Consider the following 17145-nt stretch of genomic DNA (forward strand, 5'->3'; position numbering starts at 1 on the left):
CACAAGCACACTACAAGACAACAGGACCAGAAATCTATAGCCAAACAGAAGGGAAAGTAGATATCTTTGTAGCGGGAGTAGGAACCGGAGGAACAATTTCAGGGATTGGAAAATACTTGAAAGAACAAAATCCAAATGTAAAAGTAGTGGCGGTAGAACCAGCAAGTTCACCGGTATTATCAACAGGAAAAGGTGGAGCACATAAGATTCAAGGAATCGGAGCAGGATTTGTACCAGATACATTAGATACAAAAATCTATGATGAAATCATCACGGTAGAAAATGAAGATGCGTTTGCTTCAGGAAAAGAAGTAGCAAAGACAGAAGGAATCTTAATAGGTATTTCATCAGGGGCAGCAATCCAAGCAACGAAGGAACTTGCAAAAAGAGAAGAAAATAAAGGGAAGACAATAGTTGTCTTATTACCAGATGGTGGAGATCGTTATTTATCAACACCTTTAATTCAAGATTAATCAAGAATAGGGGAATTGACATGATTGAAGAATTAAGACATAATTTCCGTAATGGACGAATGTGTAAATAGTTTTATTTATTCATAAAACACTATATAATATTTATACAAAAGAAAGATGAGGAAATTAAAATGGCAGTAACTAAAAGAGAAGATAGAAAATTTAAATTTGAAACATTACAATTACATGTAGGACAAGAACAACCAGATCCAGCAACAGATGCTAGAGCAGTACCTATTTATCAAACAACATCTTATGTGTTTAAAAATAGTGCTCATGCCGCAGCACGTTTTGGACTTGCAGATGCAGGGAACATCTATGGTCGTTTAACAAACTCTACTCAAGGCGTATTTGAAGATCGTATCGCTGCATTAGAAGGTGGAGTTGCCGGTTTAGCGGTTGCTTCAGGAGCAGCTGCAATTGCTTATACTATTCAAGCACTTGCAGGACAAGGAGAACATATTGTTGCTCAAAAAACAATTTATGGGGGAACTTCAAACTTATTAGCTCATACATTTACTCAATATGGAATTACAACTACTTTCGTAGATGCTCATAACTTACAAGAATTAGAAGATGCAATTCAAGAAAATACAAAAGCAATTTATTTAGAAACGTTAGGAAATCCTAATAGTGATATTCCTGATATTGATGCTATTAGTGCAATCGCTAAAAAACATGGTTTACCAGTTGTTGTAGATAACACATTTGGAACACCTTATTTATTTAGACCAATTGAACATGGTGCTGATATTGTTGTACACAGTGCAACTAAATTCATTGGAGGTCATGGAACAAGCTTAGGTGGTGTCATCGTTGATGGTGGTACTTATGACTGGGCTAAAAGTGGACGTTATCCATGGATCAGTGAACCAAATCCAAGTTATCATGGTGTTAAATTCACTGAGGCAGCAGGACCAGCTGCATTTGTAACATATATTCGAGCAATCTTATTAAGAGATACTGGAGCAACTATTTCTCCATTCAATGCTTTCTTATTATTACAAGGAACAGAAACATTATCTTTAAGAATTGATCGCCATAATGAAAATACAAAGAAAGTTGTTGAATTCTTACAACAACATCCAGCAGTAGAAAAAGTGAATCATCCTTCATTACCTGATCATCCAGATCATGCGTTATATGAAAAATATTTTCCTAATGGTGGAGGATCTATCTTTACTTTCAATATTAAAGGTGGCGTAGAAGAAGCTCATAAATTTATTGATAATTTACAAGTATTCTCATTACTTGCCAACGTTGCAGATGTTAAATCATTGGTTATCCATCCAGCAACAACTACACATTCACAATTAACTGAAGAAGAACTTGCTGACGTTGGTATTCAACCAAATACAATTCGTTTATCTATCGGTACAGAACATATTGATGATATCTTATTTGATTTAAAAGAAGCTTTAGATCAAATCTAATAAAAAATACACACTACAAATTGTAGTGTGTATTTTTTTACTCAGCTGTTTCAGTGTTTTCAGATGAATTATCTTGTGTTGTATTTGAAGAAGATTCGTCACTCGAGTTGTCAGAAGAATTGTCGCTATTATTTTCTTGTGAAGAATCTATAGATGTATTTTCTTCTTGTTTTGTTTCTTCTGTTGTGTTATTGGAATTTTCATTATTATTTGAATTACTGTTAGTTGAATTATTTGTTGACGATTCTTCTTTTTTTGATGATTGTTGTTTTGTGTCTGATGTTTCTTCGTTTTGCTTTGTTTTATTTTGTTCATCAACTTGATCTTGTAATTGATTAATTTTATTTTCTTGATCTTGATTGTTTCGATAGACAAAATAGGCACCTGCAGCTCCACTACCAATTAATAATAAAATAAGTAAGATCATAAAGAATGTTGTTATTTTAGATCGACCTTCTTTTTGTTTTTTTACTTTGGTTTTTGTTTTTCTTTTTGTTACTTTCTTTGTTTTATTTTTTTCTCTTTTTTTATTATTTGAATAATCAGAGCTTTCATCATCATTATCAAAAGTTTCTATATCATCGTTATTTATATTACTATTTTCTATTTCTTCATCATCGTTAAATTGAAATCTTTTATTTTGATCATCATCGAATTGGAATTTTTCATTTTGTTCATCGTTAAATTCAAATTTTTCTGCCATACTTTTCACCTCGATATTATTTTATACACCAATATGAATTGAATTTGAACTTTTTTTGTGAATTTATCGAAAAAAATTGACATAACAGAATATTTTTGTTTTCATAATGAGAGGAAGTGAGGAAAAAGAATGGATAATTTGGAATACTTAAAAGAAGTTGAAAAGAGTATACAAAAGAAATATAAAAAGAAGTTATGGAGACCTTTTTGTAAGGCAATTAATCAATATGAACTTGTAGAACCAGGAGATAAGATTGCTGTATGTATATCTGGTGGAAAAGATTCTATGTTGATGGCAAAGCTTTTTCAAGAATTAAAAAGGCATAATAAGTTTGAATTTGAACTTGTTTTTTTAGTAATGGATCCTGGCTATAATGAAACAAATAGACAAATGATTATTGATAATTCAAAAAAATTGAATATTCCTGTTCAAATCTTTGATTCACAAATTTTTGATTCAGTTTTTCATATTGAAAAATCACCTTGTTATTTATGTGCTCGTATGAGAAGAGGGCATCTTTATGCTAAGGCTAAAGAATTAGGATGTAATAAGATTGCTTTAGGGCATCATTATGATGATGTCATTGAAACAATTTTAATGGGAATGCTTTATGGAGCACAAATTCAAACTATGATGCCTAAGCTTCATAGTTTGAATTTTGAAGGAATGGAATTAATAAGACCAATGTATCTTATTCGAGAAGATGATATTAAAGCTTGGCGCGATGAACATGAACTTATTTTCTTACAATGTGCATGTAAATTCACAGAGGAAAATCAAGATGTTCATGATGAAGAAAATGCATCAAAACGTTTAGAAATTAAACAGTTGATAAAGGATTTAAAAAAGGTAAATCCTTTTGTAGAAGGAAATATTTTTAAAAGTGTTGAAAATGTGAATTTAAAAACGATTATTGCTTATAAAGATGAAGAAGGTAAACATTCATTTTTAGAAGATTACAAAAAGTCCTAAGGGACTTTTTTGTAAATAAAAAAGATATTTCCATATCTTTTTAAATAATATATTCAATTTGATAACCGCGTAATTGAGCAAGATCTTCTAATGTATAAGATTCTAAATAATCAGTAATAACTTTATTTAAACCTTTATAAAAAGGAAGTGTTAAACATTCACTGTAACGAGGACATTGATTAGGTTCGGTCTCTAAACAAGCAACACAAGAAATAGGACCTTCAACAGCTACTAGAATATCTTTTGCTGTATACTTATCCATTTCTCTTGTAAGAGAGTAACCTCCTTGAGCACCTCTGACACTTTTGATGAGACCAGCACGAATAAGTGGTGTTGCAATTTGTTCCAAATATTTAATGGATATTTCTTGTCTTTTAGCAACGTCTTTTAAAGAAATATTTCCTTGTTCTTTATTTTGTGCTAAATCAATCATCAATCTTAAAGCATAACGTCCTTTTGTAGATATTTTCATACAATCACCTCTTATCTATTATAACATCTTTTTTAGATAAAACCTAGAGAAATTCTATGAATTGAATAAAAGAAAAAAGGCTCGAAAGCCTTATTCTTGTTCAATGAATGTATTATAAATAGCACGAATTGCTTCGTTGAAGTGAATATTTTTAACACCAACGATAATATTCAATTCCGATGAACCTTGATCAATCATTTTTACATTGATTTTTTTATTTGCAAGAGCAGTAAAGACTTTTGCGGCAACTCCACGTCCATCTTTCATACCACGACCAACAATAGCAATCAATGCTAAATCAGATTCAAGTTCAATTGAATCGGGTTCAACAGCACGATGTAAGTTTGCAAGAATTTCTTGTTCATGTTCAATGAATGAATTTAATTCAACAATAACATTCATGGTATCAATACCAGAAGGTGTATGTTCATAAGACAAACCAGCTTCTTCGATAACTTGTAAAACTTTTCTTCCAAAACCAATTTCATCATTCATCATGTCTTTTTCAATCATGATTGTTGCAAAACCTTGCTTACCAGAAATACCTGTAATAATATGATTTGGTTTATGCACGGTACTTTCAACAATCAAAGTACCAGCATCTTCAGGCTTATTTGTGTTTTTGATTACGATAGGAATTCCTTGTGAACGAATAGGAAAAACAGCATTCTCATGTAAAACGCTTGCCCCCATATAAGAAAGTTCACGTAATTCTTTATAAGTAATTGTACCAATAACTTCTGGGTTTTTTACGATACGTGGATCCGCTACTAAGAATCCTGAAACATCCGTCCAGTTTTCATAAAGTTTTACTTGTCCACATTTAGCAACGATAGAACCTGTTACATCGCTTCCTCCACGAGAGAAAGTTCTGATTTTTGTAGGATCTTCACTGCAACAACCATAGAAACCTGGAATAACACAGTTTTCTACTTCATTTAATTTTTTAGATAAAATAGGATCTGTTTTTTTATCATCATAATTACCATGTTCATCAATAAAGATACATGTTGCTGGATCAACAAATTCAAATCCTAAATAATTTGCAAGTAAAATACCATTTAAATATTCCCCACGACTTGCGGCATATTCTTCACTGATTTGATCTTGGAAATTTTTCTTAATAATTTCAAATTCTGCAGTAAGATCGACAGATAAATTAAGTTCATCAATAATACTTTGATAACGATCTTTGATTGTATCAAAAGTACATTCAAATTCTTGTTCACTTTCTGCGTTATATGCTTTATATAATAAATCAGTAACTTTAATATCATCTTTAAAACGTTTACCAGGCGCTGAAGGTACTACAAAACGACGATCTGGATCACTTTTGATAATGTCACCAACTTTTTTAAATTGATGGGCATCTGCAAGAGACGAACCACCAAATTTGACGATTTTCACCATAATAATTCTCCCCTCATATTAATGATATTAAAATATCACTTTTTTCAAGTATATTCAATCTTTTTTCTAATTGAAAAAAGAAAACAATAAAAATATAATAATATTATATAGAAAAGAGGTTGACATTATGAGAGAAAATATGACATTTCTTACAAATTATTATCAAATAAGAGAAATGACAATTGATCGTATGAAAGAAATCGTTGATCAAAATAAAAAGGCAAAGGAAGGAGGAACCGTCTTTTTTGGTGATTCTATTACTCAGTTTATGGATATAGAAAAATATTTTCCAGAAATAAAGAATAAATATAATTGTGGTATTGGCGGAATTACTTCAACAATGTTACTTCATTTTATAGATGAAGGTGTTTTAAAATTTAAACCGAGACAACTTGTTTATATGATAGGTACTAACGATTTAGGAAAAACAGTGATGCAATCACCTAAAGATATTGCTATTAATGTTAAAGAACTGGTAGAAACAGTCCATTATAACTTACCTGAATGTGAGATTTATGTTGTCAGTCCATTGCCATGTCTTCCTATGCATGATTATAAACATACACCAGGGGTTTTAAGAAGTAATGATCTTTTGAAAATGGTTTATAAGGAATTTAAAAAGACAATTCCTTATGAATATGTAACTTTTATTAATGCTTATCCAACGTTATGTAATAAAAAAGGAGAACCGATTGAAACCTACTTTGAAGATGGACTTCATATCAATCATGAAGGATATCTTCGTTATACAAATTGTTTAAAAGAATATATTTTATAATAAAAAGGAAATGGAAATATAAAAAACAAGGAATTATTTTTGTAACTCCTTGTTTTTTTCTCTTTCTAACATATCTTGATAAGAATAGATACAACCACAATAATTTTGTCTATAAAGATTATATAATGCGGCGAACTTAACGGATTTTAAATACCCATTGTTCTTTTTAAAATCACTGAAAAGAAATTGTGTTTTTTCTTGATTAAAGCTTGCTCCAATTTCATTGATCCATTGGCTGTTTTTGTGTGGAGAAACACTTAAAACAGTTGTCCAATAATCAAAGTGATGTAAACAAGCATAATCATAAGCATCTTTCATTCTCTTTGAATAACAAAGATAACAACGTTTTCCACCTTCAGGTTCCTCTTTATATTGAGAAATATCTTTCAAATATTCTTTAGGTTGATATTCTTTTTCGATAACTTGAATATTTTGATTAAAATCTTGATTAAAGCGTTGAATAAAATCTTCTAATTCATGAAATCGACGAAAATACTCGGTATCTGGATAAATGTTTGAATTAGAGTAATAAATAGTTATATCGAAAAATTCAGATATTTCTTTTAAAACGTTTCCGCTACATGGTCCACAACAAACATGAAGTAGGAGGGAAGGTTTTGTACCTTTTATTTTTTCTAATTCTTCTTTGAATTTTAAGTCGTAATTGATTTTCATTATAAAATCATCATACTATCGCCGAAGCTAAAGAAACGATATTTTTCTTTGACAGCTTCTTTATAAGCTTTGAAAATAAGTTCTTTTGAAGCAAAGGCACTAATTAACATGAGTAATGTTGATTTAGGTAAATGGAAGTTTGTAATTAAACAATCAATAGCTTCAAATTTATATCCAGGGTAAATAAAGATATCTGTATTTTCACTTGTTGCTTTAAATTTACCATATTTTTTCATATTAGCTTCTAAAGTACGTGTTGAGGTAGTTCCTACCGCAATAATTCTTTGACCATTAGCTTTAGCTTTATTTAGTTTATCAGCGACTTCTTCACTGATTATATAGAATTCACTATGCATGTGATGATCTAAAACATTTTCTTCTTTAACAGGTCTAAATGTTCCAAGGCCAACATGTAAACATACATCAAGAATTTCAATACCCTTATCTTTTATTTTTTGATTGATTTCTTCTGTAAAATGTAAACCTGCTGTCGGAGCTGCAGCACTTCCTTCAATTTTAGCGTAAACTGTTTGATATCTATTTTTATCTTCAAGTTTTTCTTTAATATAAGGAGGTAAAGGCATTGTTCCTAACTGATCTAAGATTTCATAGAAGATACCATCATACATCATTTCAAAAACACGAATACCTTCGTCTTTGATTTCAATACATTTTGCTTTTAATAAACCTTCACCAAAAGTAATGACTGTATTCATTTTTACAATACGTGCATTACCGCATAAACATTCCCAAGTATCTTTCTTTAATTCTTTTAATAAAAGAACTTCAACATGTCCATTTGTTTCTTCTTTAATTCCAAATAAACGAGCAGGAATAACTTTTGTATTATTTCTTACTAAAACATCACCTGGTTTTAAATAATCAAGAATATCATAAAAATGTCTGTGTTCAATATTTCCGTTTTCTCTATTTACTACCATTAATCTAGAAGTATCTCTTTTTTCAACAGGATGTTGAGCAATGAGTTCTTCAGGTAGTTCAAAATCAAATTCACTTAGTTTCATTTAAAAAGCCCTCTTATAAACATCTCTACCATATTTATCTAAAAATTCTTCTTTAAAATCTAATAAACGATCTTCTTGAATTGCTTTACGAATATCTTCTGAAAGTTGTAATAAGAATCTTACATTGTGAATCGATAACAATGTTTTCCCAAATAATTCATCTGATTTATGAAGATGTCTTAAATAAGCTCTTGTATAATTTCTACAAGTATAACAATCACATTCGGAATCAATAGGAGTAAAATCTTCTTTGAACTTTTCATTATTAATATTCATACGTCCATGATGTGTCATTAAAGCACCATGTCTAGCAACACGTGTTGGTAAAACACAATCATACATATCAATTCCACGAATAGCAGCTTCGATTAAATCAATTGGATTACCAACCCCCATTAAATAACGTGGTTTATCTTCAGGCAACCATTGAATTGCATCTTCTACCATTTTATACATGACATCTTTTGGTTCACCAACACTTGTTCCACCAATTGAATATCCAGGAAAATCCATCTCTACAAGTGCTTTTGCACATTTTTCTCTTAAATCAGGATATTCTCCACCTTGGACAATTCCAAATAACGCTTGTTTTTCATTATGATGCGCTTCTTTACCTCTTTTTGCCCAACGAATTGTTCTTTCAACACTATGTTTCATATAATCATAAGTTGCAGGATAAGGAGCACATTCATCTAAAGACATAATCATATCGGCTCCTAATTTATTTTGAATATCGATAGCTTTTTCTGGAGATAAGAACAATGATTTACCATCAATAATACTTTTAAAATAAACGCCTTCTTCTTTGATTTTTCTTGTTTTTCCTAAAGAAAAAACTTGAAATCCTCCGCTATCTGTAAGCATAGGACCATCGTAGTTCATAAACTTATGAAGACCACCAGCCTTAGCGACAATATCTTCTCCAGGTCTTAACCATAAGTGATATGTATTAGAAAGGATAACTTGTGAACCCATTTCTTTTAACATTTCAGGGGCAATCCCTTTTACTGTTGCAAGTGTACCTACAGGCATAAACATAGGTGTTTCTACATCTCCATGAGGAGTATGTAAAATCCCATATCGAGCACCACTTTGTTTACAAACATGTTTTAATTCATACCAAAAATCTTTCATTTTTCCACCTCTTTTTGCTTATTCATTATACATGAAAGTATTTATAAATAAAATAGAAAAAGAGCTAAAAGCTCTTAATCAAATGTAACATATTCATTTTCTAAAGGTTTAGCACCTTCTAAATGATCAACATGTAAAATAGGAATATTACTTTGAATAGATTCATCATATTCTAAACTAATGGTTCCATCAACGACTAACCATTCATCTTTAATTAAATCTTTAGCGTATTTACTAATACATACTAAACCTAAAAGTTGCATATCATCGCTACAACATACCATAGCTTGTCTACCTAAAACAAAACCATTTTCAATTAATTTGTCACGACCAATAACTTTACCTTTGATCTTAATTGTTTTATCTTCATAGATTTGAGGATTTTCCATAATATGCATACAAAAAATACCATAATCCATATCATTTACTTCAATATAATCATCATTTAAGTTATAAGGTAAATCATTAACAGTTAAATCTTCAATTTGTCTATTTTTATTTTCATAAACAATTTGACACATTGGGTTTAGAGATTTAATACTTCCTCGAATAGGGTATTTCTTAGTATTTTCATCACAACGATTCACAATAACTAAATCACTACCTGTTATATGATAAACAAATTGACCACGCATATTATTGTAATAAAGATCAAATGTTTCAGCAGAAATCGTTGTTAGGATTTGAACAACTTGCCATTGATCAATACAAATTTCATCAATGAATTTTGTATTATCCCACATACCATTATATTCAATCATAACTTGTGTTGGTTGATATTTTTGATGTAGATGAAGGAGTGTTTCGTAATTTAAATCTTCTTCATTTTCAATAAATTCAACAGAAGCATTTTCTTTTTTTAAAGCTGGAATATCGAAAGTCACTTCACCTTCTTCACAGGCAATGATCAAAGTTTTTTCATCTTCACCAAAACCTTGTTCAAGAAGAGTATCTTGAATAAATGAAGATTTTCCACTTTCTAAAAATCCAGTAAATAAATAAACTCTTGTTTTATTCATGCGCTTATCCTAAAAATAACTCCTTAATTGTATTTTCATCTAAGTCTTTACCGATTACACAAACTTGACCTGTATAAATAGGTTTACCTAAACGAATTTCAAATTCACCTGGTACTAAATCAAAATACCACCAATCTTCATTTCCACTATCTACAAAACCTTTAGCTCTTAAAACATTATCATCATTACATAATTTATTTAAGATATCACTTAATTCAACTTCATTATATTTTTTAACTGTATCAAATCCAATACTATTGAAAACTTCATCTGCATGGTGGTGATGATGTCCACAGCCACATTCATGATCGTGTTCATGATGATCATGTCCGCAACATCCATGTTCATGATCATGTTCGTGATGATCGTGTCCGCAACATTCATGGTCATGATTGTGTTCATGATGATCGTGTCCACAGCCACATTCATGATCGTGTTCATGATGATTGTGTCCACAACATTCATGGTCATGTTCATGTAATAATTCTTCTTGAATGTTCACTTCACAAGCATTAATGATATCTAAACCATTTAACTTATCCCAAGCAGTTGTAATGATTGGTGAATGATCGTTTAATCCTTTTAAGATATCTAAGCATTCTTTTAATTGGAATTCAGTTAAGTCTTGGCTACGACTTAAAACAATTAATGATGCATGTTCAACTTGGTTATTATAGAATTCACCAAAGTTTTTAGTATACATACGACATTTTTTAGCATCAACAACAGTAATAAAATTATCTAATTCCATTTCATCACTATTGATTGTAGAAACAGCTTTAATAACATCAGATAATTTACCAACTCCAGAAGGTTCGATAATAACACGATCAGGATGATACGTATCTAAGACTTCTTTTAATGATGTTTCGAAATCTCCTACTAAACTACAACAAATACATCCAGAGTTCATTTCATTGATTGTGACACCAGAATCTTTTAAGAATGTTCCATCAATTCCAATTTCTCCAAATTCATTTTCTATTAATACGATTTTTTCATTTTGATATGCTTCAGCAATTAATTTTTTAATTAATGTTGTTTTTCCAGCACCTAAAAAGCCAGAAATAATATCTATTTTACTCATAAATTTCACCTCCGCTAGATTATAACACTCATAAATCATTTCATCAAATGATAATACCTATGTTATAATGATTGACGAGTAAAGGGTGATAAAATGAAATGTCCAATGTTTAAAAAATGTGGAGGATGCTTTTATCCACAAGATCAATATCAAGAAGAATTAAAAGAAAAGACATTATTTATAGAAAAAGAAATAAAGAAAGCAAAATTAAAAATAGAAGTAAAACCAACAGTAGCTTCACCATTAGAAAATGGTTATAGAAATAAAGCAATTGTGGCTTTTAATCAAAAATATGAATATGGATTGTATGAAGAACATAGTCAAGATATTATTCCTTATAAACATTGTTTATTACATGAAGATATTATGGATGAAATCTTACAATATATACAAAGCTATTTAAGAAAATATCGAGTTTCTATCTATGATCGTAAAAGACATAAAGGATTATTAAGACATGTTTTGATTCGTCGAGCAGTTAAAACAGATCAAACAATGGTAGTTTTAGTATGTAATGAAAATATGTGGCGTGGCTCTAAACAATTTTGTAGCCAATTAGTAAAAAAATTTCCAAGCATTAAAACAATTGTATTGAATGTCAATACACGTAAAACACCAATTGTTTTAGGAAATGAAGATAAGGTTCTTTATGGAAAAGGCTTTATTGTTGATGAATTATGTGGCTTGAAGTTTAAAATTTCTCCACAATCTTTTTATCAAATAAATCATGATCAATGTGTGAACCTTTATACCAAAGCAATATCCTTATTAAATATTAAAGTAAATGAAACAGCAATTGATGCTTATTGTGGTATTGGAACAATTGGAATGATTCTATCACAAAAAGTAAAACAGGTTATTGGAGTAGAAAGCAATAGAGATGCGATTAAAGATGCGAAAAATAATGCACGAATGAATCAACTTTCTAATATTCAATTTATATGTGATGATGCCACAGAATTTATGAAAAAACTTGCGCAAGAGAGGCATAAAGTAGACGTTGTTATTATGGATCCACCAAGAAGTGGTTCAACCAAACAATTTATGGATTCTGTAAAAATATTGAATCCTAAACAAGTTGTTTATATTTCATGTGATCCAACAACACAAATAAGAAATATTCAATACTTTAAAAAGATAGGTTATCATACAAATACAATGTATCTTTATGATATGTTCCCCCACACTCGCCATGTAGAGAGCGTGGTTGCACTATATCGGGTCGATATGTAAGAATCCTTGATTTTAGGCACTTTGAGAGGCAAATGTTGTTCTCACAGAGTGACCGGAAAACCTACAAAAAAGCTTGACCACAACAGTTTACAAGTGAATTATATAAAGAAATAACAGAAGAAATGAAACGAAGCTATTCAAAAAAAGCATGTCCATGGGACAATGCATGTATAGAATCGTTTCATTCATTAATAAAGAGGGAGTGATTAAACCAGTACAAAATCCAAAATTATGATGATGCATATAAGCTGATATTTGAATATATAGAGACATTTTATAATACAGTGAGAACGCATAGTCACTGTAATTATCAAAGTCCAAATCAGTATGAAAGAAGTTATGCAAAAAAACAGTTAAGCTAGATGAAATATTTCAGTTTAACGGGTATTTTTTCTTGACATAGTATCATGTTGTTTTTTCGCTGGACTTCATCAGGCATTGCCGGAGGATGTGAGAAACAAGCTTGTGATAAAGGTTGTAGAGACTAAAACTCGTGCAATGATAGATAAATGTCTGGAACTCACTGCTTATGATGCACAGTATCGAATTCCTTGGATTGTGTTTAACGGAGATCAAGTGCAGGGATTTGACGAGATCATTGCAGAAGCAGTGAGTAAAGGAATACAGGTAGGCTGATCAAATCCATGCTTTGAGATATGGATGTATGCTTATTTTGGCTCGATGCCGGCAATCTAAGATTCGTGGACTTGCTGCTCTGAATTTGGACGAGTATATGAAAATAAAACCGGGCAGAAGTATTCTAAGGCTGATGAGCAGATGTATGGAAAACTCTGTAAAGCTGGTGATGAGGAAAAAGCAATTCATATAGCACAGCAAAAACTGGAGCAGTGTAAACGAGAAGGTAAAACAAAGCCATCAGAGATGTGTCCGTGTACCACGGTGCATGAATTGATGGAAGAGATTAAGGAAAAAGTAAGATAGTATTTTAATAAACAAATTGAGAAATGGTTCGGAGGTGCACATATGTTACAAGGAGATGGGATTCCTAAAATATTTATTTCATATGCTTGGGAAAGTAGTGATTTAGTACTTGAATTAGCACAAAGATTAGTGTCACATGGAGTAGATGTTGTTTTGGATAAATGGGATTTAAAAGAAGGACAGGATAAATATGCGTTTATGGAGAGATGTGTAAATGATTCTGAAATTACTAAGGTTCTTATTATCTGTGATAAAGCATATGCTCAAAAAGCTAATGAGCGTACTGGTGGGGTAGGAGATGAAACTGTTATTATTTCTAGTGAGATATATGGAAATACGAAACAGGAAAAGTTTATTCCAATTATTGCTGAAAGAGATGAGGAAGGACAACCTTATGTCCCTACATATATCAAAACAAGAATATACATTGATTTATCGAACCAAGAAACATATGAGGTTGAATATGAAAAACTTCTTAGAAATATTTATGAGAAGCTACAGTTTGTTAAACCTAAATTAGGTAAAAGACCTGAGTGGATAGATGATGCAAAGACAGATTTTTTTCCGATAAAGGATTTGATACGTCAAATTCGTGGAAGTAATACTGATGCTAAGCGCAGAAGTTGTATATCTAGGTTTCAAACAGAGTATATTGCTACCTTGAAGTCATATTATGAAAAAGGGGCGAATTCAGAACGACAATATGAATTGTTTCTGAATACAAAGATTATAAGGGATATATTTTTAGATTTCGTAGAAGTTATTTCTGAAACAGAGTGCAACTATGCAGAAGTATTAGCAGACTATTTTGAAACGATGTATAACCAATTAACTTGTATTAAAACATTTGAACCTAAAGCGGGTTCTGCTTCGGATGATGATTTGGATGTGTTTAGAAATCTTATGTGGGAGTTATTTATTTGTGTGATAGTTTTTATGCGTCATACAAAAGATTACTCAGCTATAAATACAATGTTAACACACACATATTTTTTGGAGACTACCATATTTGGAGGGGCTATTAAGCAGAACAATTATACTGCATTTAGACATCATAGTCGTGTAGTTGAAGAACGATATAAACCAAGCACAGATATGAAAAATAAATTTACACTTATGGGAGATACAATATGTAACCAAAGAGAAAAATTGCCAATTTTTACAAGTGAAGCTATAGCTGAAGCGGATTTGTTTTTGTATCAAGTATGTAATGCATATGAACTTGCTGAAGGTGAAAATAGTTGGTGTGAATCATACTGGTTTCCTACATGTTATGTATATGCTAAAAACGCTCCGATAGAATGGATGAAAATGAAATCTAGACAGTATTGTCAGAAAATGATGGTATTGTTTGGGGTAAGTAGTCTTGAAGAATTAAAGAGTGTTGTTGGAAAATGCGTATATAACAGAGAGATGAAATATTCCGGAAGCTGGGATGCTGCTCCAGCAATATTAAGCTATGTAAAAGTAGAAGAAATAGGTACATTGAATTAAGTTGTTATAGATAAAGAATAGCAGCATACAAAAGTGAAAGGTGGAGATTACGATAGAAAAAATAGGATATGATTTAGTGCTTGCTGTTGTCTCTGCAATTTTAGGAGCACTATTTGGAGTTCTGATTCCTAATTTGTTAAAAGATGAGAAGAAAACAACTGACATTCAAGTTGATAAACAACTTGTTTTTTCGCAAATCCATATTGAGCAAAAACAATACATAATTAATAATTCGGGAAATCAATGTGTAAATTCGTAAGCGCCAAATAAAATAGTGGATAAAAATATAGAACGTAAGCGTCAAATAAATAAGCAATTATAAATAATTGATGAATTCAGTACAATAAGGATGCACTTGATAAGGAGGTGCATCTTTTATGATAATTAGAGGAAAAGAAAAATGGAAGGAAGTTATCGAAGCACAGAAACAAAGTGGTTTGACAATTAAAAAGTATTGTAACGACAATCATATTTGTATTTCCAGCTTCTATAAACAAAAGGCTTTGATTCTTGAAGAAGAAAATACTTTTCTTCCTGCCATCATTGATAAGAGTAATGATGTTATTGATTTTGATATTGATCATCACCCTATTTCCTATTCTAAACAAAATCTCAAGATTTTATTGGAGAACCTGCTATGATCATTAATACCGATGAAATCAAAAATATCTATGTTACCAAACAGTTTTGCGACATGAGAAAACAGATTGATGGTCTTGCTTTGATCGTTATATCTCAGTTCAACATGAATGTCTTGGATCATAGCCTGTTTATTTTTACCAATGCTTCACGTAATAGAATCAAGATGCTTTATTATGAAGCCAATGGCTTCTGGCTTTTTACAAGAAGACTTGAAAATGGAAAGTTCAAGTTTAAAAGGCATGAGGAATCAGACAGTTGGAAGCTGAACTTGGAGCAAAAAATACAGTCATAGAAAGTCTGAAACTGAATCAACAGTATTAAAAATAGAACCAGAACTACAGATAAAAGTTACATCACATTCAAGAAAGAAATCAAAGAAAAGAGGGATTGAAGATCTTCCAGAAACAGTTGTTGAACATGATTTGGAAGATAAAACAGATCCTCAAACAGGAAAACCATTAAGGTTGATTGGAACGAATGAAAGAAAGGAACTTGTCCATCATAAAGAATATTATGAAGTCATAAAACATATTCAATATGTTTACAGTGGGGAATATGATGAAGAAATTGAAACAACGCCAATGTACAAAGGTGATATGCCTAAAGCAGTCATAACAAAAAGCTTTGCTTCACTATCATTGCTTGCATCGATACTTGATAAAAAATACAATCTTTCTTTGCCATTATACAGACAGGAAAAGCACTTGAACGCACAGGGATTATATTATCGAGACAGACAATGTCCAACTGGATCATGAAACTCTATGATCTATATTTTCAAGAGTTTGTTGAGTACATGCATAATCAGCTTCTAAAATGTGAATATATCAATGCAGATGAAACAAAGCTGGAAGTATTGGAACTGAAAAAGAGTGAAGATGATGTTCTATCAGTTTGAAAACGACAGAAAATATGATAGAGCCAGTGATTATCTTGAAGGCTTTAATGGAGTCATTCAAAGTGATGGCTACCAGGCCTATGCAAATATAGAAGATGTAAAAAACATGGGATGTTTTGCTCATCTTAGAAGAAAACTGGTAGAAGTAATGGATGTTGCACCAAAAGGAATAGTAATAAAAGAAACCCAAACATATAAAATGTATCAGTTGATCAATAAACTGTTTTATCTTGAGAAGGTATACGATAAAAAATACAAAAAGGATTATGATCGTATAACCAAAGAAAGAAAAATAAAATCACTTCCAGTACTTGAAGAAAGCATGCCATGGTCAGAAGAATTACCAAAAAATCTATACAAAAACAAAAAGGCATAGAAATATGTTCTTTTTGAGCAGGTAAATTGTCAAATTAAGTGCAACACCTAATGTGAGTTTATGACTTCGTTAGGTGTTTTGGGTTTGTCAAGAAAAGTGTGTAAGTAATTTAAACATTACTAAAAAATAGGTTATTCAAGTTTGTGATTATTTCTTGTAGTGTCACTAAAAGAACTTGTATTTAATAAGCAGCAGTGTTAAAACTTATCTTTAATACTGCTGCTTTTTGAGTATATAAAAGGTTATGCAATATATGAACAATTGCATCCTTCTTGGTTAAGATTGGCTACTTAAATATTGATTGATTCTAGTTGTAAAATGATCATCTATCATCAATTGATTTAATACCATTGACCAATTCCTAATATGACCATTTTCC

The 17145-nt window shown here is 30.9% G+C and carries 19 protein-coding genes and 1 pseudogene; 12 read left to right on the forward strand and 8 right to left on the reverse strand.

What is annotated here, in order from left to right:
* Both C7U55_RS12530 and C7U55_RS12535 read left to right on the forward strand, forming a co-directional pair.
* On the forward strand, nucleotides 1-473 hold a 473-nt coding region (locus tag C7U55_RS12530), incomplete at its 5' end, for a PLP-dependent cysteine synthase family protein (protein WP_146139627.1).
* Nucleotides 474-604: 131 nt separating this feature from the next.
* Nucleotides 605-1906 (forward strand): O-acetylhomoserine aminocarboxypropyltransferase/cysteine synthase family protein, encoded by a 1302-nt coding sequence (locus C7U55_RS12535; RefSeq protein WP_048925039.1) that lies wholly within the window; start codon nucleotides 605-607, stop codon nucleotides 1904-1906.
* 37 nt (nucleotides 1907-1943) lie between these two features.
* Here C7U55_RS12535 and C7U55_RS12540 read toward each other — a convergent pair whose 3' ends face one another.
* The gene (locus tag C7U55_RS12540) at nucleotides 1944-2609 is read right to left on the reverse strand and encodes a hypothetical protein (protein ID WP_106988841.1); all 666 of its coding nucleotides are present in this window, start codon (nucleotides 2607-2609) and stop codon (nucleotides 1944-1946) included.
* A gap of 129 nt (nucleotides 2610-2738) precedes the next feature.
* Here C7U55_RS12540 and C7U55_RS12545 point away from each other — a divergent pair, with 129 nt between their 5' ends.
* Nucleotides 2739-3581 (forward strand): tRNA 2-thiocytidine biosynthesis TtcA family protein, encoded by an 843-nt coding sequence (locus C7U55_RS12545; RefSeq protein WP_106988842.1) that lies wholly within the window; start codon nucleotides 2739-2741, stop codon nucleotides 3579-3581.
* Nucleotides 3582-3621: 40 nt separating this feature from the next.
* On the opposite strand, the gene C7U55_RS12550 is transcribed toward C7U55_RS12545, so the two are convergent.
* Together C7U55_RS12550 and C7U55_RS12555 are read right to left on the reverse strand one after the other, a co-directional pair.
* Nucleotides 3622-4053, reverse strand: a complete 432-nt coding sequence (locus tag C7U55_RS12550) for an RrF2 family transcriptional regulator (RefSeq protein WP_048925036.1) — start codon at nucleotides 4051-4053, stop codon at nucleotides 3622-3624.
* A 90-nt stretch (nucleotides 4054-4143) separates the two neighbouring features.
* Nucleotides 4144-5463: an aspartate kinase gene (locus C7U55_RS12555; protein ID WP_106988843.1), complete on the reverse strand. Its 1320-nt coding sequence runs from the start codon at nucleotides 5461-5463 to the stop codon at nucleotides 4144-4146.
* 127 nt (nucleotides 5464-5590) lie between these two features.
* Between C7U55_RS12555 and C7U55_RS12560 the strand changes: the two genes are divergently transcribed.
* Nucleotides 5591-6241 carry a GDSL-type esterase/lipase family protein gene (locus tag C7U55_RS12560; protein WP_106988844.1) on the forward strand — a complete coding sequence of 217 codons (651 nt, stop codon included), beginning with the start codon at nucleotides 5591-5593 and terminating at the stop codon, nucleotides 6239-6241.
* Between the two features lie 33 nt (nucleotides 6242-6274).
* Here the strand turns inward: C7U55_RS12560 and C7U55_RS12565 are convergent, their stop codons facing one another.
* From C7U55_RS12565 to C7U55_RS12585, 5 genes are all read right to left on the reverse strand, one after another.
* Complete coding sequence (locus tag C7U55_RS12565; protein WP_106988845.1) at nucleotides 6275-6916, reverse strand: epoxyqueuosine reductase QueH; 642 nt, start codon at nucleotides 6914-6916, stop codon at nucleotides 6275-6277.
* On the reverse strand, nucleotides 6916-7941 hold the full coding sequence (gene queA, locus C7U55_RS12570; RefSeq protein WP_106988846.1) for a tRNA preQ1(34) S-adenosylmethionine ribosyltransferase-isomerase QueA: 1026 nt from the start codon (nucleotides 7939-7941) through the stop codon (nucleotides 6916-6918). Before queA ends, C7U55_RS12565 begins: the two co-directional genes overlap by 1 nt.
* The gene (gene tgt / locus C7U55_RS12575) at nucleotides 7942-9075 is read right to left on the reverse strand and encodes a tRNA guanosine(34) transglycosylase Tgt (RefSeq protein WP_048925028.1); all 1134 of its coding nucleotides are present in this window, start codon (nucleotides 9073-9075) and stop codon (nucleotides 7942-7944) included. It lies immediately after the preceding gene.
* 74 nt (nucleotides 9076-9149) lie between these two features.
* On the reverse strand, nucleotides 9150-10094 hold the full coding sequence (locus tag C7U55_RS12580; protein ID WP_106988847.1) for a TIGR03943 family putative permease subunit: 945 nt from the start codon (nucleotides 10092-10094) through the stop codon (nucleotides 9150-9152).
* A 4-nt stretch (nucleotides 10095-10098) separates the two neighbouring features.
* Complete coding sequence (locus C7U55_RS12585) at nucleotides 10099-11181, reverse strand: CobW family GTP-binding protein (RefSeq protein WP_106988848.1); 1083 nt, start codon at nucleotides 11179-11181, stop codon at nucleotides 10099-10101.
* A 93-nt stretch (nucleotides 11182-11274) separates the two neighbouring features.
* On the opposite strand from C7U55_RS12585, the gene rlmD reads away from it, so the two are divergent.
* The 8 genes and pseudogenes from rlmD (at nucleotide 11275) to C7U55_RS12635 (ending at nucleotide 16766) form a co-directional block, all read left to right on the forward strand.
* Nucleotides 11275-12414, forward strand: coding sequence for a 23S rRNA (uracil(1939)-C(5))-methyltransferase RlmD (rlmD, locus tag C7U55_RS12590; RefSeq protein WP_106988849.1), 1140 nt, complete (start codon nucleotides 11275-11277; stop codon nucleotides 12412-12414).
* Nucleotides 12415-12635: 221 nt separating this feature from the next.
* On the forward strand, nucleotides 12636-12776 hold the full coding sequence (locus C7U55_RS14290; protein ID WP_199625178.1) for an IS3 family transposase: 141 nt from the start codon (nucleotides 12636-12638) through the stop codon (nucleotides 12774-12776).
* Nucleotides 12777-13398: 622 nt separating this feature from the next.
* Nucleotides 13399-14850 (forward strand): toll/interleukin-1 receptor domain-containing protein, encoded by a 1452-nt coding sequence (locus C7U55_RS12605; RefSeq protein ID WP_106988850.1) that lies wholly within the window; start codon nucleotides 13399-13401, stop codon nucleotides 14848-14850.
* Nucleotides 14851-14890: 40 nt separating this feature from the next.
* Nucleotides 14891-15109: a hypothetical protein gene (locus tag C7U55_RS12610; protein WP_106988851.1), complete on the forward strand. Its 219-nt coding sequence runs from the start codon at nucleotides 14891-14893 to the stop codon at nucleotides 15107-15109.
* A 118-nt stretch (nucleotides 15110-15227) separates the two neighbouring features.
* Nucleotides 15228-15491 carry an IS66 family insertion sequence element accessory protein TnpA gene (gene tnpA / locus C7U55_RS12615; RefSeq protein ID WP_106988852.1) on the forward strand — a complete coding sequence of 88 codons (264 nt, stop codon included), beginning with the start codon at nucleotides 15228-15230 and terminating at the stop codon, nucleotides 15489-15491.
* Nucleotides 15488-15784, forward strand: coding sequence for an IS66 family insertion sequence element accessory protein TnpB (gene tnpB, locus C7U55_RS12620; RefSeq protein ID WP_106988853.1), 297 nt, complete (start codon nucleotides 15488-15490; stop codon nucleotides 15782-15784). Before tnpA ends, tnpB begins: the two co-directional genes overlap by 4 nt.
* Before the next feature lie 304 nt (nucleotides 15785-16088).
* Nucleotides 16089-16390, forward strand: a pseudogene (locus tag C7U55_RS14295) (IS66 family transposase).
* Nucleotides 16374-16766: an IS66 family transposase gene (locus C7U55_RS12635; RefSeq protein WP_158566640.1), complete on the forward strand. Its 393-nt coding sequence runs from the start codon at nucleotides 16374-16376 to the stop codon at nucleotides 16764-16766. Before C7U55_RS14295 ends, C7U55_RS12635 begins: the two are co-directional and overlap by 17 nt.
* The last annotated feature ends 379 nt before the right edge of the window (nucleotides 16767-17145 follow it).

The sequence above is a fragment of the Faecalibacillus faecis genome, assembly GCF_003024675.1.
In the GTDB taxonomy this organism is placed as follows: Bacteria; Bacillota_I; Bacilli_A; order Erysipelotrichales; family Coprobacillaceae; genus Faecalibacillus; species Faecalibacillus faecis.